This is a genomic window from Stenotrophomonas maltophilia, from assembly GCF_006974125.1.
In the GTDB taxonomy this organism is placed as follows: Bacteria; Pseudomonadota; Gammaproteobacteria; order Xanthomonadales; family Xanthomonadaceae; genus Stenotrophomonas; species Stenotrophomonas maltophilia_O.
Map to the genome: position 1 here is coordinate 4040460 of NZ_CP037858.1, position 19874 is coordinate 4060333.

A 19874-nucleotide genomic window follows, 5' to 3' on the forward strand; every position below is an offset into this window, starting at 1 on the left:
TGAAGAGTGTGTGGAGGCGTGACACGTGCCATTTGTCCTGTGCGGCTGAATACGACACGGAGTACCATCACCGACCCTTTGTCTTCTGGAACCGACCTGCATGCGTCCTGGTGCGACCACGCGTGACCGCTGGATCTGGATGACTTCCGCCGTGCTGCTGGCGGCAACCATCGCCCTGGAACTGGTGGTTCCACTGGGCTATGCCGTGTGGCTGGCCTATTTCCTGGCCGTGGGCGTCACGGTGTTCCAGCGCAGTGCACGCGCGCCGTTCATCGTGGCGGGGCTCGCCTGCGTCCTGCTGGTCATCGGGTTCAATATCGCCCCGGCCAGCTCCAATTCGGCGTTCTCGGTTGTCAACCGAAGCGTCGGCGGTGGTGCGTTCCTGATGATCGCGCTGATCGTTTCCCGTGCGATCCAGGCACGCCGGGATGCAATGCGGGCGTTGTGGCTGCAGGAGGCCGAGAACGCGGTGGCGATGAGCCTGCGCGGCGACCTCGGTCCGGAGCAGATTGCCGAGGCGGCAGCCACCAGCCTGGGCGCGCAACTGGGAGCCGACGTTGGCGCCGTATACCGGCTGGACGGAGGGCGGTTGCAGCTGACCGGTGGCCTGGCGTTGCCGTCCGGCATGCCGGCGTCGCTGGCGTTGCAGGAGGGCGTGGCCGGGCAGGTGGCGCGGGACGAGCACATCCGCCACCTGCAAGGGGGCGACGACGCTGTACTTGAACTGCAGACCAGCCTGGGGCGGCTGCCGGTGCGCGAGCGCATCCTGGCGCCGATCAGCAGTGATGGCACCGTGGTCGGCATCATCGAGCTGGGACGCGCCCGGATTGGTGGGCAGCGCGATCTGGATCGCGAGCTGCTGGAGCGCTGCGCCGAGACGATCGGCATGGCGCTGCGGGCCTCGCTGCTGCGCGCGCAGCTGGTCGTGCTGCTGGAAGAGTCGCAGCGCCAGGGCGAGGAGCTCCAGGCGCAGCAGGAAGAGCTGCGCGTGGCCAACGAGGAGCTGGAAGAGCAGAGCCGAAGCCTGCTGCAGTCGCAAAGCCATCTGGAAGAACAGCAGGCCGAACTGGAACAGAGCAACGTCCAGCTGGAAGAGCGCACCCACGAGCTGGAGGCGCAGAAGCAGGCGCTGCTGGTCGCACAGTCACAGCTGGTGCGCAACAGCAACGAGCTGGCGGCTACGTCGCGCTACAAGTCCGAATTCCTGGCCAACATGTCGCACGAGCTGCGCACGCCGCTGAACAGTTCGCTGATCCTGGCCAAGCTGCTGGCCGACAACAAGGACGGCACGCTCACCGGAGAGCAGGTGAAGTATGCGCGTGCGATCCTGTCGTCCAACAATGACCTGCTGGCGCTGATCAACGACATCCTCGACCTGTCCCGCATCGAGGCCGGCCACGTCGAGCTGGCCGACGAAGTGGTGGTGGTGGACAGCGTGCTGCAGCGCCTGCGCGAGACGTTCGAGCCGATGGCCCGGCAGAAGGGCCTGTCCCTGCAGATCGAGGCCGACGCATTGGCGCCAAGCCAGTTGATGGCCGACAGCCAGCGCCTGCAGCAGATCCTGAAGAATCTGCTGGCCAACGCCCTGAAGTTCACTGAGCACGGCAGGGTCGGCCTGCAGGTACGCGCGGGTGGCAATGGCCGCGTCCGGTTCGAGGTCAGCGATAGTGGCATCGGCATCGCGCGGGAGCAGCTGCAGGTCATCTTCGAGGCGTTCCGCCAGGCCGATGGCAGTACCCGCCGTCGCTATGGCGGCACCGGCCTGGGCCTATCGATCTCGCGGGACCTGGCCGAGCGCATGGGTGGCAGCATCCAGGTCGACAGCGAACCGGGCCGAGGCAGCTGCTTCATCCTGGAACTGCCGTTGCAGGGCGCCCCGGTATCGGTGCCCGGCGACACCCTCGTTGCCGCATCTCCGTCGCCGCAGCCTGCGGTAGCGGTGGTCGATGCACGCAGCACGACCGCACCTGTGGTTGCGCCAACATCGGTGTCTGGCGCCGCCAGCGTGGCCGATGATCGTGGCCGCCGCCAGCGTGCCGGCCGCCTGATCCTGGCGGTGGAGGACGACGCCACCTTTGCCGAAGCCCTGGTGGCACTGGCCCATGAGCTGGACTTCGACTGCGTGGTGGCCGGTACGGCCGAAGAGGCCCTGGCTCTGGCCAGCGAACTGCGACCGAACGGCATCCTGCTGGATATCGGCCTGCCGGATGTGTCCGGCCTGAGCGTGCTGGAACGCCTGAAGCGCAACCCCGATACCCGCCACATTCCGGTGCACGTGGTCTCGGCGATGGACCGCAGCCAGGTCGCGCGCGAACTCGGTGCGATTGGTTTTGCGATCAAGCCGACCACGCGCGAACGCCTGGTGTCGGCCATCGAGCAGCTGGAGCAGACCAGCCAGCGCGATATGCGGCGCCTGCTGATCGTCGAGGACGACAACGAGCTGCGCCACAACCTGGAACTGCTGCTGGGTCGCGAGCAGTTGCAGATTGTCGCGGTGGGTACCCTGGCCGGTGCGCTGGAGCAGCTCAGCACGGTCACCTTCGACTGCATGGTGATGGACCTGTCGCTGCCCGACGGCAGCGGCTACGACCTGCTCGAGCACATGGCCGGCAACGACGATGTCGGCTTCCCGCCGGTGATCGTCTACACCGGCCGCGCGCTCAGCCGCGAGGAAGAACAGCGGCTGCGCCGCTACTCGAAGAGCATCATCATCAAGGGCGCGCGTTCGCCCGAACGCCTGCTCGACGAAGTGACCCTGTTCCTGCACAGCGTGGAGGCCAGCCTGCCGAGTGACCAGCAGCGCCTGCTGCGCGAAGCACGCCGCCGCGACACCGTGCTCGATGGCCGTACCGTGCTGCTGGCCGAAGACGATGTGCGCAACATCTTCGCGTTGTCCAGTGTGCTCGAGCCGCTGGGGGTGACGCTGGAGATCGCACGCAACGGCCAGGAAGCGGTGGACCGGCTGGCCGAGCGTGAGGTTGACCTGGTGCTGATGGACATCATGATGCCGGAGAAGGACGGGCTGGCCGCGATGCGCGAGATCCGCGCCCAGCGACACCTGCAGGACCTGCCGATCATCGCGCTGACCGCCAAGGCCATGCCGGACGATCGCGAGCGCTGCCTGCAGGCCGGCGCCAACGATTACATCGCCAAACCAATCGACGTCGACAAGCTGGTCTCGTTGTGCCGGGTCTGGTGCTCGCGGCAATGAACGAACAGGCCCTGTTCGACCTGGAGCTGAAGGTCCTGCTCGAGGCGCTTTACCAGCGCTACCACTATGATTTCCGCAGCTACGCGGTATCGTCGCTGCGCCGGCGCATGCGCCAGGCCATGCAGCGTTACGAATGTGAGCGCCTGTCTGACCTGCAGCACCGTCTGCTGCACGAGCCGGAACTGTTTGCCCAGGCCATGCAGTTCTTTACCGTGCAGGTCTCGGAAATGTTCCGTGACCCGGCCTATTTCCGTGAGCTGCGCGAGCAGGTGGTACCGGTACTGCGCACCTATCCCTCGGTGAAGCTGTGGGTCGCCGGCTGCAGCACCGGTGAAGAAGTGTGGTCGCTGGCGATCCTGCTGCACGAGGAAGGCCTGCTCGAGCGCAGCATCGTCTACGCCACCGACATCAACCCGTCGGCGTTGGCCACGGCCGAGGCTGGCGCCTATGGCATCGACCGGATGGCCCAGTTCAGCCGCAACTACCTGGCCGCCGGTGGCACCGCGTCGTTGTCCGACTACTACGCCACCGCCTATGACGGCGCGGTGTTCGATCGCCAGCTGCGCCGCAACGTGGTGTTCGCCGATCACAGCCTGGCCACCGATACCGTGTTCTCCGAAGTGCACCTGGTGTCGTGCCGCAACGTGCTGATCTATTTCAACCGCGACCTGCAGGACCGCACCGTCGGCCTGTTCCGCGAAGCGCTGGTGCACCGTGGCTTTCTCGGCCTCGGCAGCAAGGAGTCGCTGCAGTTCGGGTGTCACCATGATGCCTTCGAGGTCTGTTCGCGCGAGCACCGCCTGTACCGGAAGGTGGCCTGATGGTGGTGCCGGCGCGTCCCGCGCTGCTGGTGATCGGTGCGTCGGCGGGTGGGGTCGCGGCGCTGCAGGCCGTGCTGGGTGCGTTGCCAGCGGGGCTGTCGGCGCCGGTGCTCGCCGTGCTGCACCTGCCGCGTGACCGCACCAGCCGCATCGCCGAGGTGCTGGCGCCGTACTGCGCGTTGCCGGTGCGCGAGGCCGAGGACAAGCAGCCACTGCAGCCCGGCACGGTGACGTTCGCGCCACCGGACTACCACCTGCTGGTGGAAGACACCGGGTCGCTGGCGTTGTCTGTGGATGCGCCGGTTCTGTTCTCGCGGCCGGCCATCGACCCGTTGTTTGAATCCGCCGCCGCGGTGTTCGGTCGGCAGGTGCTTGCCCTGCTGCTGACCGGTGCCAGCAGCGATGGCAGCGAAGGTGTCGCCGCGGTGCGTGCTGCCGGTGGCCGCGCCTGGCTGCAATGTCCCGAGGAAGCCGAAGCGTCAATGATGCCGGCTTCTGCCCTGCAGTACGCCGGAGCCGATGCCGTGCTGCCTCTTGAAATGATGTGTCGCCGCCTGAAGGAGTTGTTTGCATGAACCTGCTGCCACCGGACCCTGCGAACTCGCAGACCCCGGTCAACCTGCTGATCGTCGACGACGTGCCGCAGAACCTGGTAGCCATGCAGGCATTGCTGCAGCGCGAAGGGGTCAACCTGCTGCTGGCTGCCTCGGGTGCGCAGGCACTGGAGCTGCTGCTGGAGCACGAAGTGGCGCTGGCCCTGCTCGACGTGCACATGCCGGAGATCGATGGCTTCACTCTGGCCGAGTTGATGCGCGGTTCGCATCGCAGCCGCGACGTGCCGATCATCTTCCTGACCGCCTCGCCTGACGATCCGCTGCGCGTCTTCAAGGGCTACGAGAGCGGCGCGGTGGATTTCCTGCACAAGCCGGTGGCGCCACAGGTGATCCTGAGCAAGGTCAATGTCTTCATCGAGCTGTACCAGCAGCGGCAGTTGCTGAAGGCGCGCAACGAGGCACTGGAGCGCGCGCTGAAGCTCAACGAGACGATGGCGGCGGTGCTGACCCACGATCTGCGCACGCCGCTGTCGGCGATCCTGCTGTGCACCGACAAGCTGGCGCTGGAGCTTCCGGAAGGCAACGCAGGCGCGCAGCAGACCCTTCAGTACCTGGAAGCCAGCACCCTGCGGATGGCGCGGATGGTCGAGCAGCTGCTGGATTTCTCGCGGATCCGCAGCGGTGGCCTGAGGCTGGAGGCAGGTGCCTGCGATCTGGCCGACGTGACCCGCGCGGTAGTAGCCGAAGCGGGCAGCGCGCATGGGATGGACCGGATCCGCCTGGACACGCAGGGAGACACGCGGCTGCAGGGCGATCTGGATCGCCTTGGCCAGGTCGCCGCCAACCTGGTCGGCAACGCGCTGACCCATGGCAGCGAGGCGAGGGTGGAGGTGGATGGGCGCGACCCGCGCAGCGTGCTGCTGCGGGTCAGCAACGCCGGCCGGATCGATGACGCACTGCTGCCGCGACTGTTCGAACCCTTCAAGGCCAGCTTCCACCAGAGCAAGGGCCTGGGCCTTGGCCTGTACATCGTCGATCAGTTCGTCCGCGCGCACGGCGGTCGCATCGCGGCCCGCAACGAAGCGGGCCAGGTGGTGTTCGAGGCAGTGTTGCCACGGCGCTGGGACGCAGCGGTCATGGCGGCAACCTGAACTCTTCAGCCAATGTCCCGGCGAACTGAGACGGGCTCTTCAGCAACTGCTACCGTGGGTGCACATCCTGTCAAGGAAGCACCATGCCATTGCGTGCCATCGCCTACGTCAGCCGGGCGCTGCCGGACCTTTCCGCCGAGCGCCTGCATCGGCTGGTCGAGGACGCGGCACGTTTCAACAAGCTGGCAGGGGTGACCGGCGTGCTGCTGCATGACGACGAGCGTTTCCTGCAGTACATCGAGGGCCCACCGGACGGCATCGATTCGGTCTACGAGCGCATCCTGCAGGCAGGAAGCCACATCGACATCATCGAACTGGGACGCGGCCGCCTGGGCCAGCGCCAGTTTCCCTATTGGGCGATGCGTTCGCTGCCGGTCGACGCGGCGATGCTGCGCCAGCTTTCTTCCAGTGACTGGTCCGGGTTCACCCGGACCCTGCAGGGCGACCGCTCGGCACCGACGCCGGTGGACCTGCTCGATCAGGTGGTGCAGCCGGCGCTGCACGCTGGCTGAAGGTCTGCGCCGGATTCAGCGCGAAGTACCACCGCAGTAGGCTGCATGCAGCGCCTGCAGCACGCCCAGCGCCGGCCCTTCAACGACCCGGTAGTGGATCGCCTGTGCTGCGCGCCGGGTCGCCACGATATCCAGTCCGCGCAGTACTGCCAGGTGCTGTGACAACGCCGATGCGCTCAGGCCGGTCAGTGCCTGCAGTTCCGGGACCGGTGCCTCACCTTCGACCAGGCGGCACAGCACCCGCAGCCGGGCCGGGTGGGCCAGGCTTTTGAGCAGCGTGGCGGCCTGCGAAGCGTGTTCGGCCATCGCGGCGCTGTCGAGCTGGGTCCGGGCCATGGTTGACCAGTTTGTTTAGGATGATCTAATTTAGAGTAATCTAAATAAATGGGCAATCCCATGTACGGCAGCGAAGAGAGCGGGGCATGAACGTGCCATGGAGTGCGGTGGCCGGTGGTGCGTTGATCGGCGCTGCTGCGGTGCTGTTGCTCGCCACCCTCGGGCGCGTGGCAGGCATCAGCGGTATCGCCGCGGGCAGCCTGCGCGCAGCCAAGGGCGAGCGTGGCTGGCGCTGGGCCTTCCTGGCCGGCCTGCTCGCATCGGCGGGGTTGGTGTTGTGGTGGCAATCGGTGCCCGGGGCGTCGCCACGCGCGCTGCTGCGTGACGTGTTGCCGGCGTGGCAGCTGATCGGTGCCGGCCTGCTGGTCGGCTTCGGTACGCGGCTGGGCAATGGCTGTACCAGCGGTCACGGCGTCTGCGGCATGGCCCGCGGTTCGAAGCGATCGCTGGCGGCCGTGCTGGTGTTCATGGCATGCGCGATGCTGACCACCTACCTGGTCCGTCATGGCGGAGGCCTGGCATGAGCCGCGTAGTCTGGGCCGCCGGCGCGGCGGGCGCATTGTTTGGCATGGGGTTGGCGCTTTCGGGAATGACCGACGCGCGCCGTGTCCTCGGCTTCCTCGACATCACCGGTGACTTCGATCCCACGCTGATGTGGGTGCTGGGCTCGGCGCTGCTGGTCAGTGCGTTCGGGCAGCGATGGGTGTTGCGGCGCGTGCAGCCGTGGTTTTCGCTCCACTTCCAGCTTCCTGCTGCCCGCAGTGTCGATGCTCGTCTGCTGCTGGGTGCCGCGCTGTTCGGCATCGGCTGGGGCTGGGCGGGCTATTGCCCGGGCCCGGCCATCGCCGGGCTGGCAGTAGCGTCGCGCGAGGCCCTGTGGTTCGTGCCGGCGATGCTTGCAGGATTCTGGCTGCACGACCGCTTCGTCCGTTGAGGCTTCACCCCTGTGTCACCCGGCTTGGGGTCCTATCCCTGGATCACGGGGAAAAGGAGTGCAACGACATGGCACGGATGAAGTGGATGGGAAGGGGCATGCTGGCGGTCGCGCTGGCCGCATCCGTGGCACCGGCACTGGCCTGCACCCGCGCGGTGTACCTGGGCGACAACGGTGATGTGATCACCGCGCGCTCGATGGACTGGAAGGTCGATGTGGCGACCAACCTCTACGTGCTGCCGCGCGGCATCGCGCGCACCGGCCAGGCCGGGCCGAAGTCGCTGGCCTGGACGGCACGCTACGGTTCGGTGGTGGCCACCGGCTACGACGTATCGACCACCGATGGCATGAACGAGAAGGGCCTGGTGGCCAACCTGCTGTGGCTGGTCGAATCAGAGTATCCACAGCAGCGTGGCACCAGACCGGGCCTGGCGATTTCGCTGTGGGCACAGTACGTGCTGGACAACTTCGCTACGGTGGAGGAGGCAGTGGCAGCGCTGAAGCGGGAGCCGTACTCCATCGTCACCGACAAGGTGCCCGGCGAGGATCGGCAGGCAACACTGCATCTGTCGTTGTCCGATGCCAGCGGCGACAGCGCCATCGTCGAGTACATCGGCGGTCGCCAGGTGATCCACCATGACCGGCGCTACCAGGTAATGACCAACTCGCCTATCTTCGAGCAGCAGCTGGCGCTCAACAGCTACTGGCAGCAGATCGGCGGCACGGTGATGCTGCCCGGCACCAACCGATCTGCGGACCGTTTCGCGCGCGCCTCGTTCTACATCAACGCCATTCCCAAGGCGGAAGACCCGGTGGTGGCGCTGGCCAGTGTGTTCAGCGTGATCCGCAACACTTCGGTGCCGTATGGCATCACCACGCCGGGCGAACCGAACATTTCATCCACGCGCTGGCGCACCGTGGCTGACCACAAGCGGCGCCTGTACTTCTTCGAATCGGCGCTGACCCCGAACACGTTCTGGGTCGACCTGAACAAGGTTGATTTCGCCGGCAAGGTGCTCAAGCTCGACCTCGGCAAGGACCAGCGCAATACCTTCGCCGGCGATGCGCTGAGCCAGTTTGTGCCCAGCGCGCCGTTCACCTTCCTCGGCGTCGACGGTTAGTTCGACGCTTGGCTGGAGGCCGGGTAGACGGCCTGGATCGTGCAGCTGCCGCGGGTGTACTGCGGCAGCGGCGCTATTCCGTCATGGCGCAGGTCGCCTGCTTCGAACCCGGCGGTCGTGATCCGGTCGCCGGGATTGCCGCAGATCAGGCCATTCTGCAGGCCGGAGTGGAAGCTGAGCTGTGGCGCACGATCGAGCTGGCGACAATGGCTGCCGAGTTCCACGCGATAGTAACGATGGCCGCCATTGCGGTGCGGATTGGTCTCCACCAGCATGCCCTGCGGGTCGGACGACCAGGCGCGCACGTTGCGGGTCGCGAAGCAGTACGAGGGCGAGCCGCCGAAGCTGCGGCGCACCTCCCTGCGTTCACGGATGGTCATGGCGGGGAGGGTGGCCGTGCGCAGGCGGTCGCTGTCGCGGGCGACGCTGGCGTAGTCACGATCCTGCAGCGGGGTGACCGCGCTGATGGCGCATCGGCGGCCGTCGACCACGACGCGTTCGCTGGGGCGGCCGCAGGCCCAGCCGGAGGGGGCTTCCAGTTTCAGCGAGGTGGCACCGCGGACGCCGGGACAATCTTCGTTGAAGTCGATCCGATAGGCCTGGCCGGAGGCGGCACGCAGTGCGATCGAGCGTAGTGATGCCTGCTCCACTTCCTGTACGCCGACAGCGTCCATGCAGTGCGGAGCCGGGGGCGTTCGCTCCTGTGCGAAGGCCGAAGCGGCGAGCATCAGGCTGAGGCTGGTGGCGAACACCAGGGAGACCTGCTGATGGGTCATGTCCTGCACTCCCTGCGTTGGATGACGGATCGACTATAGCAGCGGTTTGCACGGCCGTTGTTACACGCGCACACTGCCCGGATGGGCGCGATCTTCCATCTGCGGCACTACGGACAGGCCACTGGCCTGGACCGCCATGACTACGCGCAGTGGGTGCTGCCGCTGCAGGGTGAGCTGCAGTTCGAGATGGAAGGGCGCGGCGGTCGGCTGGACCTGCTGCAGGGGGCGTTCGTTGCCGCCGGCGAAGCGCATGACCAGATGGCTGATGGTCCCAATGGTTTCGTGATCGTTGACTGTCCTCCGGGCGTACTCGATGACGGCACGCAGGAGCATCTGTGCCGCCAACGCTGGCTTTACCTGCCATTGGCGCTGCGCCAGCGTCTTGCCAGTGTGCAGGCAGGGCAGCCGATGCCGGCGCTGCTGCCGCAGTTGCTGCAGGTATTTGCACCTGCTGGCAGTGGCGCGCGCATGCAGGGCCTGTGTGCGGCGGTCCAGGCCGACCCCGGGCAGGCGTGGCCGGTGGCGCGCATGGCTGCGTTCGTCGGGGTCAGCGAGAGCCGGTTGCACGCGCTGTTCCAGCAGGAGTTCGGGCTCAGCCCGCAGGCCTGGCTCAGTGCGTGCCGCCTGCGCTGGGCCAAGCATCAGCTGCGTGCCAGCACCGCGCCGATCAGCGAAATCGCACTGTGTGCAGGCTACTCCGAGCAGAGCGCATTGACCCGCGCGCTGCGTCGCGAGTGTGGCCAGACCCCGGCAGCCTGGCGCAGGGGCGCCCTCTGAACTGTAGAGCCGGGCCCACGCTCGGCTGCCCTTATCTGCACAGCGGCCAATCGCAGCCGAGCATTGGCTCGGCTCTACAGAACAGAGATGACAAGGCAGTAGCCTCGGTCAAGAACGACCCACCGGTCACCGCGTACACTGCGCGGCCTCTTCTCCCCCCGAAGATCCCGAATGCGCAACAACCCGATGGCTCTGGGCATCGCCAATGGCGTGGCCGCTGGCGCGCTGTGGGGCGTGGTTTTCCTCGCGCCCGCCGTGCTGCAGTCGTTCAACGCCCTGCAACTGTCGGCCGGCCGCTATCTGGTCTACGGCCTGATCGCCGTGGCCCTGCTGCTGCCGCGCTGGAAGCGGCTGGCACCGCGGCTGGGCCGCGCCGAATGGATCGGCCTGCTGTGGCTGAGCCTGGCCGGGAACCTGGTGTATTTCCTGCTGCTGGCGACGGCGGTGCAGTGGGCCGGTGGGGCGGCGGCGTCCTTGATTGTCGGCCTGATTCCGGTGGTGGTCACCCTGGTTGGCGTGCGCGAGCAGGGCGCTGTACCACTGAAGCAGCTGCTGCCGGCACTCGGCCTGTGCGTGCTGGGCGTAGCACTGGTTGGCTGGGAAGCACTGATGTCCGAGCATCTGGCAACCCCGTGGCGGCAGCGCCTGATCGGCCTGCTGTGCGCGTTCGGCGCGCTGTTCTCGTGGGCGTTGTACTCGATCGGCAACAGCCGCTGGCTGGCACGCCGACCGGATCTGTCCAGCCACGACTGGTCGCTGCTCACCGGCGTTACGACTGGCGGCCTGGCCCTGCTGCTGGTGCCGATGGCCTTCATCGGCCACGCCGGCGGGCACACGGCGGCGCAGTGGAGTGGTTTCTGGGCGATCAGCGCCGGTGTGGCGGTGGTGGCCTCGATCCTCGGCAACGCATTCTGGAACCGCGCCAGCCGCCTGCTGCCGCTGACCCTGACCGGCCAGATGATCGTGTTCGAGACGCTGTTCGCGCTGGCGTATGCCTTCGCCTGGCAGCAGCGCTGGCCCTCGCTGCTGGAAGCACTGGCGATCGTGTTCCTGGTGGCCGGCGTGATGCTGTGCGCGCATGCCCACCGCACGCCGCGGGCGATCGCCGAACATGCCGGCTGAATGCGCGCGTCAAGCGTGCTGATGCCGCCTTGGTCTCAGATGCAACCAAATGCCGGCACGTTGACCGATGATCGCGGCAATGGTTTTTTGCATCGCAGCACTTGACAGCGGACCGGCGCACAGTGTTTTCTGTGCGTCATGGTTCTTGATGCCGCCCACGCCAGCCTGATCGCCCCCGCCACTGCGGGTCGTTCGACTGCGCCGGTCGCCACCACCACCATTACCACCACCACCGTCACCACTGCCCTGGTGCGGCCCGTCGTCTTCGTGTAACTCCCGAAAACCACGGCCCCGCACCATACAGGTGGCGGGGAAACTCGACTCCTGCATGCGACGGGGCCTCCTACCGAGGTCTGCATGTCTTCCCACGCCCCCGCTCATCCCGTTGCCCCGGCCGACCTGGCTGCACCGTCCACTGTCGTGCACAAGTTCGGCGGCACCTCGGTGGCCGATGCCGAACGCTACCGCCATGTTGCCGGCCTGCTGCTGGCCCGTCCCGAATCGCTGCAGGTCACTGTCGTCTCGGCGATGAAGGGCGTCACCGACGCCTTGATTGAACTGGCGCAGCTGGCGGCCAAGGGCGACGAGCGTTGGCGCGAGGCCTGGCATGCGCTGCGCGCGCGCCATCGTGGCGCTGCCGTGGCCCTGCTGGGCGAGCAGGTGGGCGAGACCGTGGAGTGGATCGACGCCCGCTTCGAACAGCTGGCCGAAGTGCTGGCGGCGCTGGTGGTGATCGGTGAGCTGCCGCGCGAGGTCCTGGATCGTGTGCAGGGGCTGGGCGAAGTGTTCTCCGCGCAGCTGCTTGGCACCCACCTGCGTGCATTGGGCGAAGACTGTGCGGTGCTCGATGCGCGTGATGTGCTGGTGGTCGGGCACGGTGAACTCGGCGTGGATGTCGACTGGGAAACCAGTGCCGACCGCCTGGCCAAGTGGCGCCTGCAGCACCCGCAATCGCGCCTGGTTGCCACCGGGTTCGTCGCGCGTGATCGCGATGACCGCATCACCACGCTCGGCCGCAACGGCAGCGACTACTCCGGCGCGATCTTCGCCGCGCTGTTCAACGCCGATGAGCTGCACATCTGGACCGACGTCGACGGCGTGCTGTCGGCCGACCCGCGACTGGTGCCCGAGGCGGTGCAGCTTGAATCGCTCAGCTACGACGAGGCCTGCGAACTGGCTTACTTCGGCGCCAAAGTGGTGCACCCGCAGACGATGTCGCCGGCGATCCGCCTGGGCCTGCCGATCTTCATCCGCAACACGTTCCAACCGGCGCATCCGGGTACGCGTATCAGTGCCGAGCGCTCGCCGCGCGGGCCGGTGAAGGGCCTGACCCTGAGCCCAGGGCTGGCCCTGCTGAACCTGGAAGGCACCGGTCTGATCGGTGTACCCGGTACGGCCGAACGCGTGTTCGCGGCGCTGCGCCAGGCGCAGGTGTCGGTCGTGATGATCTCGCAGGGGTCGTCGGAGCATTCGATCTGCTGCGTGGTGCGTGCTGCCGAAGCGGCGCGTGGCCGTGAGGCGCTGCTGCACGCGTTCGCGCATGAGCTGTCGGTCGGGCAGGTGCAGCGCGTGCAGGTCAGTGAGGGCGTAAGCGTCCTGGCGGCGGTCGGTGACGGCATGGCCGGGCAGCCGGGTGTGGCCGCGCGCCTGTTCGAGGCACTGGGGCGTGCGCAGGTAAACATCCTGGCGATCGCGCAGGGCTCGTCGGAGCGCAATATCTCGGTGGCGGTGGACAGTACCGATGCCACCCGCGCATTGCGTGCCGCGCATGCCGGTTTCTGGCTGTCGCCGCAGACGTTTGCAGTGGGCGTGATCGGGCCGGGCAATGTCGGCGCGGCACTGCTGGACCAGCTGCTGGCGGCCCGCCCGCAGCTGCTGGCCAAGGCCAATGTGGACCTGCGCCTGCGTGCGCTGGCTTCGCGCTCGCGCATGCGGCTGGAAGTGGACGGTCTGCACGCCGATTGGCGGGAGGCACTGCAGGAAGCGGGCGAATCCAGCGACCTGGATCGCTTCACCGAACACCTGCTGGCCGCGCACCTGCCGCATGCGGTGGTGATCGACTGCAGCGGCAGCGCCGACGTGGCCGAGCGCTATGAGGGCTGGCTGGCCGCCGGCATCCACGTAGTCACGCCGAACAAACAGGCCGGTGCCGGGCCGCTGCCGCGTTACCAGCGCATCCGTGCTGCTGCGGCCGCCAGTGGTGCGCGCTTCCGTTACGAGGCCACGGTGGGCGCGGGCCTGCCGGTGATCACCACGCTGCGTGATCTGGTGGATACGGGCGACGAGGTGCTGGCGATCGAAGGCATCTTCTCCGGCACGCTGGCCTGGCTGTTCAACCGCTTCGACGGCAGCCAGCCGTTCTCTTCGCTGGTCGCGCAGGCGCGTTCGATGGGTTACACCGAGCCGGACCCGCGCGATGACCTGTCCGGCGTGGACGTGGCACGCAAGCTTGTGATCCTGGCCCGCGAGGCCGGCCATGCGCTCAGTCTGGAGCAGGTGCAGGTGGAAAGCCTGGTGCCGGCACTGCTGCGCGAGGGCAGCGTGGAGGACTTCATGGCGCGATTGGGTGAGTCCGATGCCAGCCTGCTGCAGCGGCTGCACGATGCGCGGGCGCACGGGGCCGTGCTGCGCTATGTGGCGCGGCTTGGCGCCGATGGTGCTTCGGTGGGTCTGCAGGAGCTGCCGGCCGATCACGCCTTCGCCAACCTGCGGCTGACCGACAACGTGGTGCAGTTCCGTACCCGCCGCTACTGCGACAACCCGTTGGTGGTGCAGGGGCCGGGCGCCGGCCCGGAAGTGACCGCGGCCGGTGTGTTCGCCGACCTGCTGCGGGTGGCCGCCGGTGAAGGAGCGCGCCTGTGATCGCACGTGCGTTTGCGCCTGCGTCGGTGGCCAACGTGGCGGTGGGCTTCGACATCCTCGGCCATGCCATTGCCGGTGTTGGCGATAGCGTGAGCGTGCGCCGCATCGAGGAACCGGTGGTGCGCATCGAGGCGATCCGTGGCAGTGCGGTCGAGCTGCCGTTGGATGCGGCCGGGAACACCGCGGGCGCTGCGCTGATGTCACTGCGCGAAGGCCTCGGCCTGGAGTTCGGCTTTGAGGTCGAGATCGACAAAGGCATTCCGTTCGGCTCCGGCATGGGTGGCTCTGCAGCGTCATGCGTCGCGGCGCTGGTGGCCGCCAACGCGCTGCTGGATGTGCCGCTGTCGCGCGAGGCGCTTTACCCGTTCGCGCTGGATGGCGAAGCGGTGGCCAGCGGTGGCCGCCACGGTGACAACGTGGGGCCACTGTTGCTGGGCGGTCTTGCGTTGTGCACGGCCGATCGCCTGCTGCCGATCCCGGTGCCCGCGACCTGGCACAGCCTGCTGGTGCATCCGCATGCGGTGCTGGAAACACGTCGCGCGCGCCAGGCGCTGCAGGGCAGCTATGCATTGGGTGAGTTCGTGGCGCAGAGCGCGAACCTGGCGCTGGTACTCAGTGGCTGCCATCGCAGTGATGCGGCACTGGTGCGGGCGGGACTGCGCGATGTGCTGGTGGAACCACGGCGGGCCGGCCTGATCGCGGGTTTCGTGGCAGCCCGCGATGCGGCACTGTCGGCGAATGCGATGGGCGCAGGCATCTCCGGTGCCGGTCCCAGCGTGTTCGCCTGGTTCGAGGATGCCGACCAGGCCCACGCTGCCGTGGCGCCGGTGCGGGCCGCCTTTGCGGGTGCCGGCTTTGACAGCGATGCCTGGGTCTCGCCGCTGGACGCGCCGGGAGCCCGGCTGTGCTGAATCCTTCCCCTTTACTGGATACCCAACCCATGCAATTTGTTTCGACCCGCGGCCAGTCTCCGGCCGTTGGCCTCAGTGCGGCCATCGCCGCAGGACTGGCGCCCGATGGAGGGCTGTATGTGCCCGAGGTGCTGCCGGCGCCGCGTGAGCTGCAGGCCGGTGCGACGCTGGCCGATACCGCCACCGACCTGCTGGCTCCGTTCTTTGCCGGCGACGCGCTGGAGTCTGTGTTGCCGTCGATCTGCGGTGACGCGTTCGATTTCCCCGTGCCGCTGCGCCCGCTCGGCGATGGCGACCATGTGCTGGAGCTGTTCCATGGGCCGACGGCCGCATTCAAGGATATCGGTGCGCGCTTCCTTGCCGGTGCGCTGTCGCGGCTGCAGGCTGGCCAGGGTCGCGACCTGACGATCGTCGTCGCCACCTCCGGCGATACCGGTGCCGCGGTGGCGGCGGCGTTCCATCGCCAGCCCGGCGTGCGGGTGGTGGTGCTGTATCCGGATGGCCGCGTGTCACCGCGCCAGGCACACCAGCTCGGCTGCTTCGGCGACAACATCCAGGCGCTGCGCGTGGCCGGTGCATTCGACGACTGCCAGGCCATGGTCAAGCAGGCGCTGGCCGACCGTGACCTGCAGGCGCAGGTGCCGCTGAGCTCGGCCAACAGCATCAGCCTGGGCCGCCTGCTGCCGCAGATGAGCTACTACGCGCATGCGGCACTGACCCATCATGCTGAAACCCGCCGCCGGCTCAACCTGGTGGTGCCGACCGGCAACCTCGGCAACGCAATGGCTGCGGTGCTGGCGCGTGCGCTGGGTGTGCCGATCGGGCAGATTGTGCTGGCGACCAATGCAAACGCCGTGTTGCCGGCCTACTTCAATGGCGCTGATTACCAACCGCGGGCCAGCGTGGCCACCGTGGCCAATGCCATGGACGTGGGTGCGCCGAGCAACTTCGAGCGCCTGCGCTGGCTCTACCAGGGCGATGACGCAGAGCTGCGTGCAGCCTTCCGCGCGTTCGCGGTGGATGACGTGACCATCCGCGCGACGATTGCGGCGGCGCACGCCAGCAATGGTGAGCTGTTCTGCCCGCATACGGCGACAGCGGTGAAGGTGCTGCAGGACCTGCGTGCGCGCGGCGCCAAGGGCGACTGGGCGGTGGTGGCTACGGCGCATGCGGCCAAGTTCGAAGCTGTGGTCGAGCCGTTGATTGGTGGCGTGGTCACGGTGCCCCCGGCGTTGGACGCGCTGTTGCAGCGGCCTGCGCACGCGGAACCGTTGGCGGCCGATTACGCGGCGTTGCGCGAGGTGTTGTTGCGCTGATCGGGGATGTCTGGGGTTGCCGGCCAGCGGCCGGCACTACCGGATGGAGACAACCTGGGTTGGGCACGACCGGATGGAGGCAACACGGGTTGGGCACGACCAGATGGATGCAGCACGGGTAGTGCCGGCCGCTGGCCGGCAACCCAACCAACCGCGATGCGGTCAGATCAACCCTTCGCCGGCCAGCATGCGCAGCCCGTCCTCGTCGAGGATCTCCACTACGTTCAGGTGGGGCAGGGCAATCAGCCCCTGCTGGCGCAGCTTGGTGAAGGTGCGGCTGACCGTTTCCATGGTCAGGCCCAGATGATCGGCGATGTCGCCACGACCCATCGGCAGCGACACGCGCAGGCCGTCGCCGCCCAGCTTGGCCTCGCGTGCGGCCAGGCGCAGCAGGAAATCGGCCAGCTTCTCGGCCGGCTGCAGGCGAGCCAGGGCCAGCGCGGCGTCCTGTGCGGCATCCAGCTCCTGGCAGGCGCGCTGCAGCAGCTTGCGCTCCAGGTGCGGGAAGCGGCTGCGCAGTGCCTTCATCTGCGGCAATGCGACGCGGCAGACGCGGCTGTCGGCGATGGCCTCGATGTCGTAGCGATGGTGGTCGCTGCCGCTCAGGCCCAGGTAGTCGCCGGGCAGCACGAAGCCGTTGATCTGGCGGCGGCCGTCAGCCAAGGTGCGCACCAGGCGCAGTGCGCCGCCGGTCAATGTATAGACATGGTCGCGCTCTTCGCCGGTGCGGGCCAGCGTGCTGCCCATGCTGACCTGCTGCGAGACGGTGACCTGCTCCAGCGCCTGCACTTCATCGGGCGACAGCGCCGAGCACACCGCAAGGTGGCGAACCGAGCAGTGCAGGCAGTCCAGCGTGGTGCAGGACGGCGAGGCGGGATCGTTGATGGCGGGCGGAGCGCCGGAAGGCCGTGACATGTTGCGGGGGCGTATCGCGGGCGGGGAGGGCCTTATGATACTTCAAGCGGCCGTTCGACCCTGCCCGAGGCGGGGGCGCTAGAATGTCGCCCCCTCCCACGTCCCGTTCCAGCAGGAGTTCCGCCCGTGATCAAGCCCCGTACCCCGCCCGGCACCCTTGAACTGCTGCCGCGCGAGCAGATTGCGTTCCAGCGCATGCTGGACGTCATCCGCCGCAACTACGAGCGCTTCGGGTTCCTGCCGGTGGAGACGCCGGTGTTCGAGCTGTCCGACGTGTTGCTGACCAAGTCCGGCGGTGAGACCGAGCGCCAGGTGTATTTCGTGCAGTCCACCGGTGCGCTGGCCAACGCCGCCGAATCGGGTGACCGTTCGCTGCCGGAAATGGCGCTGCGCTTCGACCTGACTGTGCCGCTGGCGCGCTACGTGGCCGAGCACGAACACGAACTGACCTTCCCGTTCCGCCGTTACCAGATGCAGCGCGTCTACCGCGGCGAGCGCGCCCAGCGCGGGCGCTTCCGCGAGTTCTACCAGTGCGACATCGACGTGATCGGCAAGGACAGCCTGAGCGTGCGATACGACGCCGAAGTGCTGGCGGTCATCCACGCCGTGTTCTCGGAACTGCGCATTGGTGACTTCAGCATCCAGCTGAACAACCGCAAGCTGATGCGCGGTTTCTTCGAAAGCCTGGGCGTGGCCGAGGGCGAGCGACAGCTGGCCGTTCTGCGCGAAGTAGACAAGCTGGACAAGCGCGGTGCTGACTACGTGCGCGAGACGCTGGTGGGCGAGGGCTTCGACATCCCGGCCGGGCAGGTCGAGAAGATCCTGGCATTCGTGGCCGTGCGTTCGCAGGGCCATGCCGATGCGCTGGCGCAGCTGGCCACGCTTGAAGCCGATGCCGGTTCTTCGGAGATCCTGCGTACCGGTGTTGCTGAACTGCGCGAAGTGCTGCAGCTGGTGCAGGCGCTGGGCGTGCCGGAAACCGCGTACTGCCTGAACTTCTCCATTGCGCGCGGCCTGGACTATTACACCGGCACCGTCTACGAGACCACGCTGACCGACCACCCGCAGATCGGCTCGATCTGCTCGGGCGGCCGCTACGAAGACCTGGCCAGCCACTACAGCAAGTCGAAACTGCCGGGCGTGGGTATCTCCATCGGCCTGTCGCGCCTGTTCTGGCAGCTGCGCGAAGCGGGCCTGATCGACGGTATCGAAGCCAGCAGCGTGCAGGCGCTGGTGGCGCTGATGGACGAGCAGGGCATGCCGCAGTCGCTGGACATCGCCCGTCGACTGCGCGCCGGCGGCATCAACACCGAAGTGCAGATGGAGCCGAAGAAGATCGGCAAGCAGTTCCAGTACGCTGCCAAGGCCGGGATCCGCTTCGTGGTGCTGGCGGGTGAGGACGAACTGGCGCGCGGCGTGGTGGCGGTGAAGGACCTGCTGCGCGAGCAGCAGTTCGAGGTCTCCCGCGATGAGCTGGCCAGCACCCTGCAGGTGGAGCTGGAGCAGTCCAAGGCAATGGCGTGATGCGGGCCGCCGCAGGGGCGCTGTGCGTGCTCCTGCTGGCGGGCTGCCAGAGCGACCCGGCGCTGCACAGTGCACGGATAGGGCCGGCACAGTACCGGCTGCAGGTCGATCGCTGCCACGTGATCGACCGCGCGCAGCTGGAGGGCGACCTGCAGGCCTTGGCCTCGCGCACGTGTCCGACGGGCGCAGGGGCGTTGCAGAACATCCAGTCCCTGCCGAGCCGGCAGGGCAGCCTGTTCGGCGAATGCCTGCGGCGCGGGGCGCTGCAGGCCGAGGTGCGCTGCGCGCCCTGAGTCGGGCCAGGTTGTTGATTTGAAAGCAGAACGCCCGCCCTTTGGTGGGCGTTCTGCGTTTACGGGCGAAGCGCAGTCGCGCATGGCTCGAATCTACAGAAGCCGGTTTCGATCCTACCCACGCCGCTCTGACAGATCGCGGCCAACTGTCGAAGGCGGGGAGGGTCCGGTGGCAGGGGTGTGAGCGGCATGGATGCCGCGACCAAGCCCCCATGGACGGGTTTACGGCGTCCCCTGCCACCGGACCCTCCCCGCCATCCCGCGGGAAGGCAGGCTTTTGCCGTTGAAGTTGACGTTAGCGGGTGCAGGGCAGCAGCCCTGCCGCACCTCAACCCTCGATTTGACGCACTGCGCAAGAATGCGCTAATGTACTAACGCGCTATTACATTGATGCATGGAAACGACCCCGTGAAAGCCCGCCCCGAGATTGCCACCAAAGACCCGAAGGCCGACCTGGAAGCCCTGGCCCGGGCCTTTGCCGCCCTGCGCGAGCCGGAGCAGGTCGAGGCCTTCCTGCGCGACCTGTGCACCCCGGCCGAGCTGGAGGCCATGGCCGACCGCTGGAAAGTGGTGCCGCTGCTGCAGCAGGGCGTGCCTTACCGCGAGATCCACGAGCGCACCGGGGTCAGCGTGACCACCACCGGGCGGGTGGCACGCACGCTTGAGCATGGCCATCGAGGCTATGCCGCCGCCATCGACCGCCTTGCTTCGCGCTGATCCGCGCCCCGTTCCGAACTT

20 protein-coding genes are annotated in these 19874 nt (G+C 67.6%); 16 read left to right on the forward strand and 4 right to left on the reverse strand.

Annotation, left to right across the window (positions count from 1 at the left end; genetic code table 11):
* The first annotated feature begins 100 nt into the window (after window positions 1–100).
* The 5 genes from EZ304_RS18685 (at window position 101) to EZ304_RS18705 (ending at window position 6249) form a co-directional block, all read left to right on the forward strand.
* Window positions 101–3211 carry a response regulator gene (locus tag EZ304_RS18685; protein ID WP_142807826.1) on the forward strand — a complete coding sequence of 1037 codons (3111 nt, stop codon included), beginning with the start codon at window positions 101–103 and terminating at the stop codon, window positions 3209–3211.
* Complete coding sequence (locus EZ304_RS18690) at window positions 3208–4032, forward strand: CheR family methyltransferase (RefSeq protein WP_142807827.1); 825 nt, start codon at window positions 3208–3210, stop codon at window positions 4030–4032. Before EZ304_RS18685 ends, EZ304_RS18690 begins: the two co-directional genes overlap by 4 nt.
* The gene (locus EZ304_RS18695) at window positions 4032–4607 is read left to right on the forward strand and encodes a chemotaxis protein CheB (protein WP_142807828.1); all 576 of its coding nucleotides are present in this window, start codon (window positions 4032–4034) and stop codon (window positions 4605–4607) included. Before EZ304_RS18690 ends, EZ304_RS18695 begins: the two co-directional genes overlap by 1 nt.
* Entirely contained in the window at window positions 4604–5737 is a 1134-nt protein-coding gene (locus EZ304_RS18700) for a hybrid sensor histidine kinase/response regulator (RefSeq protein ID WP_142807829.1), read from the forward strand. The genes EZ304_RS18695 and EZ304_RS18700 overlap by 4 nt, the downstream gene beginning before the upstream one ends.
* Window positions 5738–5820: 83 nt before the next feature.
* Window positions 5821–6249 carry a BLUF domain-containing protein gene (locus EZ304_RS18705; protein WP_142807830.1) on the forward strand — a complete coding sequence of 143 codons (429 nt, stop codon included), beginning with the start codon at window positions 5821–5823 and terminating at the stop codon, window positions 6247–6249.
* Between the two features lie 15 nt (window positions 6250–6264).
* Here the strand turns inward: EZ304_RS18705 and EZ304_RS18710 are convergent, their stop codons facing one another.
* The gene (locus EZ304_RS18710) at window positions 6265–6585 is read right to left on the reverse strand and encodes an ArsR/SmtB family transcription factor (RefSeq protein ID WP_142807831.1); all 321 of its coding nucleotides are present in this window, start codon (window positions 6583–6585) and stop codon (window positions 6265–6267) included.
* Between the two features lie 86 nt (window positions 6586–6671).
* On the opposite strand from EZ304_RS18710, the gene EZ304_RS18715 reads away from it, so the two are divergent.
* The 3 genes from EZ304_RS18715 to EZ304_RS18725 all read left to right on the forward strand — a co-directional run bounded on the left by EZ304_RS18715 (window position 6672) and on the right by EZ304_RS18725 (window position 8640).
* Complete coding sequence (locus EZ304_RS18715; protein WP_142807832.1) at window positions 6672–7109, forward strand: YeeE/YedE family protein; 438 nt, start codon at window positions 6672–6674, stop codon at window positions 7107–7109.
* Window positions 7106–7519, forward strand: coding sequence for a DUF6691 family protein (locus EZ304_RS18720; protein WP_142807833.1), 414 nt, complete (start codon window positions 7106–7108; stop codon window positions 7517–7519). Before EZ304_RS18715 ends, EZ304_RS18720 begins: the two co-directional genes overlap by 4 nt.
* Before the next feature lie 68 nt (window positions 7520–7587).
* Window positions 7588–8640, forward strand: coding sequence for a linear amide C-N hydrolase (locus tag EZ304_RS18725; RefSeq protein ID WP_142807834.1), 1053 nt, complete (start codon window positions 7588–7590; stop codon window positions 8638–8640).
* Here the strand turns inward: EZ304_RS18725 and EZ304_RS18730 are convergent.
* Window positions 8637–9416 (reverse strand): DUF6491 family protein, encoded by a 780-nt coding sequence (locus tag EZ304_RS18730; RefSeq protein WP_142807835.1) that lies wholly within the window; start codon window positions 9414–9416, stop codon window positions 8637–8639. The two genes, EZ304_RS18725 and EZ304_RS18730, sit on opposite strands and share 4 nt — an antisense overlap.
* Window positions 9417–9497: 81 nt before the next feature.
* On the opposite strand from EZ304_RS18730, the gene EZ304_RS18735 reads away from it, so the two are divergent.
* A complete protein-coding gene (locus tag EZ304_RS18735) occupies window positions 9498–10193 on the forward strand; it encodes a helix-turn-helix domain-containing protein (RefSeq protein WP_142807836.1) in 696 nt (231 codons plus the stop codon).
* A gap of 171 nt (window positions 10194–10364) precedes the next feature.
* On the forward strand, window positions 10365–11315 hold the full coding sequence (locus EZ304_RS18740) for a DMT family transporter (RefSeq protein ID WP_099552851.1): 951 nt from the start codon (window positions 10365–10367) through the stop codon (window positions 11313–11315).
* Window positions 11316–11324: 9 nt separating this feature from the next.
* Here the strand turns inward: EZ304_RS18740 and EZ304_RS21005 are convergent, their stop codons facing one another.
* The gene (locus tag EZ304_RS21005; protein ID WP_185959195.1) at window positions 11325–11645 is read right to left on the reverse strand and encodes a hypothetical protein; all 321 of its coding nucleotides are present in this window, start codon (window positions 11643–11645) and stop codon (window positions 11325–11327) included.
* A gap of 27 nt (window positions 11646–11672) precedes the next feature.
* Here EZ304_RS21005 and thrA point away from each other — a divergent pair, with 27 nt between their 5' ends.
* Genes thrA through thrC form a run of 3 tightly spaced genes read left to right on the forward strand, consistent with a single transcriptional unit; the run spans window position 11673 to window position 16404 of the window.
* Window positions 11673–14177 (forward strand): bifunctional aspartate kinase/homoserine dehydrogenase I, encoded by a 2505-nt coding sequence (gene thrA / locus EZ304_RS18745; protein WP_142807837.1) that lies wholly within the window; start codon window positions 11673–11675, stop codon window positions 14175–14177.
* On the forward strand, window positions 14174–15088 hold the full coding sequence (locus tag EZ304_RS18750; RefSeq protein WP_099552849.1) for a homoserine kinase: 915 nt from the start codon (window positions 14174–14176) through the stop codon (window positions 15086–15088). Before thrA ends, EZ304_RS18750 begins: the two co-directional genes overlap by 4 nt.
* 29 nt (window positions 15089–15117) lie before the next feature.
* Window positions 15118–16404: a threonine synthase gene (gene thrC / locus EZ304_RS18755; RefSeq protein ID WP_142807838.1), complete on the forward strand. Its 1287-nt coding sequence runs from the start codon at window positions 15118–15120 to the stop codon at window positions 16402–16404.
* 162 nt (window positions 16405–16566) lie between these two features.
* Here thrC and EZ304_RS18760 read toward each other — a convergent pair whose 3' ends face one another.
* Complete coding sequence (locus EZ304_RS18760) at window positions 16567–17319, reverse strand: Crp/Fnr family transcriptional regulator (RefSeq protein WP_142807839.1); 753 nt, start codon at window positions 17317–17319, stop codon at window positions 16567–16569.
* Window positions 17320–17445: 126 nt separating this feature from the next.
* On the opposite strand from EZ304_RS18760, the gene hisS reads away from it, so the two are divergent.
* From hisS to EZ304_RS18775, 3 genes are all read left to right on the forward strand, one after another.
* A complete protein-coding gene (hisS, locus tag EZ304_RS18765) occupies window positions 17446–18843 on the forward strand; it encodes a histidine--tRNA ligase (RefSeq protein WP_142807840.1) in 1398 nt (465 codons plus the stop codon).
* Entirely contained in the window at window positions 18843–19136 is a 294-nt protein-coding gene (locus tag EZ304_RS18770) for a hypothetical protein (RefSeq protein WP_260678142.1), read from the forward strand. The genes hisS and EZ304_RS18770 overlap by 1 nt, the downstream gene beginning before the upstream one ends.
* 408 nt (window positions 19137–19544) lie before the next feature.
* Window positions 19545–19853 (forward strand): YerC/YecD family TrpR-related protein, encoded by a 309-nt coding sequence (locus EZ304_RS18775; protein ID WP_142807841.1) that lies wholly within the window; start codon window positions 19545–19547, stop codon window positions 19851–19853.
* Window positions 19854–19874: the final 21 nt, after the last annotated feature.

What these genes read in the sequence shown, in the direction of transcription:
- EZ304_RS18730 (WP_142807835.1), bottom strand. Translation starts at nt 9,416, where the DNA reads ATGACCCATCAGCAGGTCTCCCTGGTGTTCGCCACCAGCCTCAGCCTG.
- thrC (WP_142807838.1), top strand. Translation starts at nt 15,118, where the DNA reads ATGCAATTTGTTTCGACCCGCGGCCAGTCTCCGGCCGTTGGCCTCAGT.
- EZ304_RS18685 (WP_142807826.1), top strand. Translation starts at nt 101, where the DNA reads ATGCGTCCTGGTGCGACCACGCGTGACCGCTGGATCTGGATGACTTCC.
- EZ304_RS18720 (WP_142807833.1), top strand. Translation starts at nt 7,106, where the DNA reads ATGAGCCGCGTAGTCTGGGCCGCCGGCGCGGCGGGCGCATTGTTTGGC.
- EZ304_RS18760 (WP_142807839.1), bottom strand. Translation starts at nt 17,319, where the DNA reads ATGTCACGGCCTTCCGGCGCTCCGCCCGCCATCAACGATCCCGCCTCG.
- EZ304_RS18725 (WP_142807834.1), top strand. Translation starts at nt 7,588, where the DNA reads ATGGCACGGATGAAGTGGATGGGAAGGGGCATGCTGGCGGTCGCGCTG.
- EZ304_RS18705 (WP_142807830.1), top strand. Translation starts at nt 5,821, where the DNA reads ATGCCATTGCGTGCCATCGCCTACGTCAGCCGGGCGCTGCCGGACCTT.
- EZ304_RS18735 (WP_142807836.1), top strand. Translation starts at nt 9,498, where the DNA reads ATGGGCGCGATCTTCCATCTGCGGCACTACGGACAGGCCACTGGCCTG.
- EZ304_RS18770 (WP_260678142.1), top strand. Translation starts at nt 18,843, where the DNA reads ATGCGGGCCGCCGCAGGGGCGCTGTGCGTGCTCCTGCTGGCGGGCTGC.
- EZ304_RS18690 (WP_142807827.1), top strand. Translation starts at nt 3,208, where the DNA reads ATGAACGAACAGGCCCTGTTCGACCTGGAGCTGAAGGTCCTGCTCGAG.
- EZ304_RS18740 (WP_099552851.1), top strand. Translation starts at nt 10,365, where the DNA reads ATGCGCAACAACCCGATGGCTCTGGGCATCGCCAATGGCGTGGCCGCT.
- EZ304_RS18715 (WP_142807832.1), top strand. Translation starts at nt 6,672, where the DNA reads ATGAACGTGCCATGGAGTGCGGTGGCCGGTGGTGCGTTGATCGGCGCT.
- thrA (WP_142807837.1), top strand. Translation starts at nt 11,673, where the DNA reads ATGTCTTCCCACGCCCCCGCTCATCCCGTTGCCCCGGCCGACCTGGCT.
- EZ304_RS18700 (WP_142807829.1), top strand. Translation starts at nt 4,604, where the DNA reads ATGAACCTGCTGCCACCGGACCCTGCGAACTCGCAGACCCCGGTCAAC.
- EZ304_RS21005 (WP_185959195.1), bottom strand. Translation starts at nt 11,645, where the DNA reads ATGCAGGAGTCGAGTTTCCCCGCCACCTGTATGGTGCGGGGCCGTGGT.
- EZ304_RS18710 (WP_142807831.1), bottom strand. Translation starts at nt 6,585, where the DNA reads ATGGCCCGGACCCAGCTCGACAGCGCCGCGATGGCCGAACACGCTTCG.
- EZ304_RS18695 (WP_142807828.1), top strand. Translation starts at nt 4,032, where the DNA reads ATGGTGGTGCCGGCGCGTCCCGCGCTGCTGGTGATCGGTGCGTCGGCG.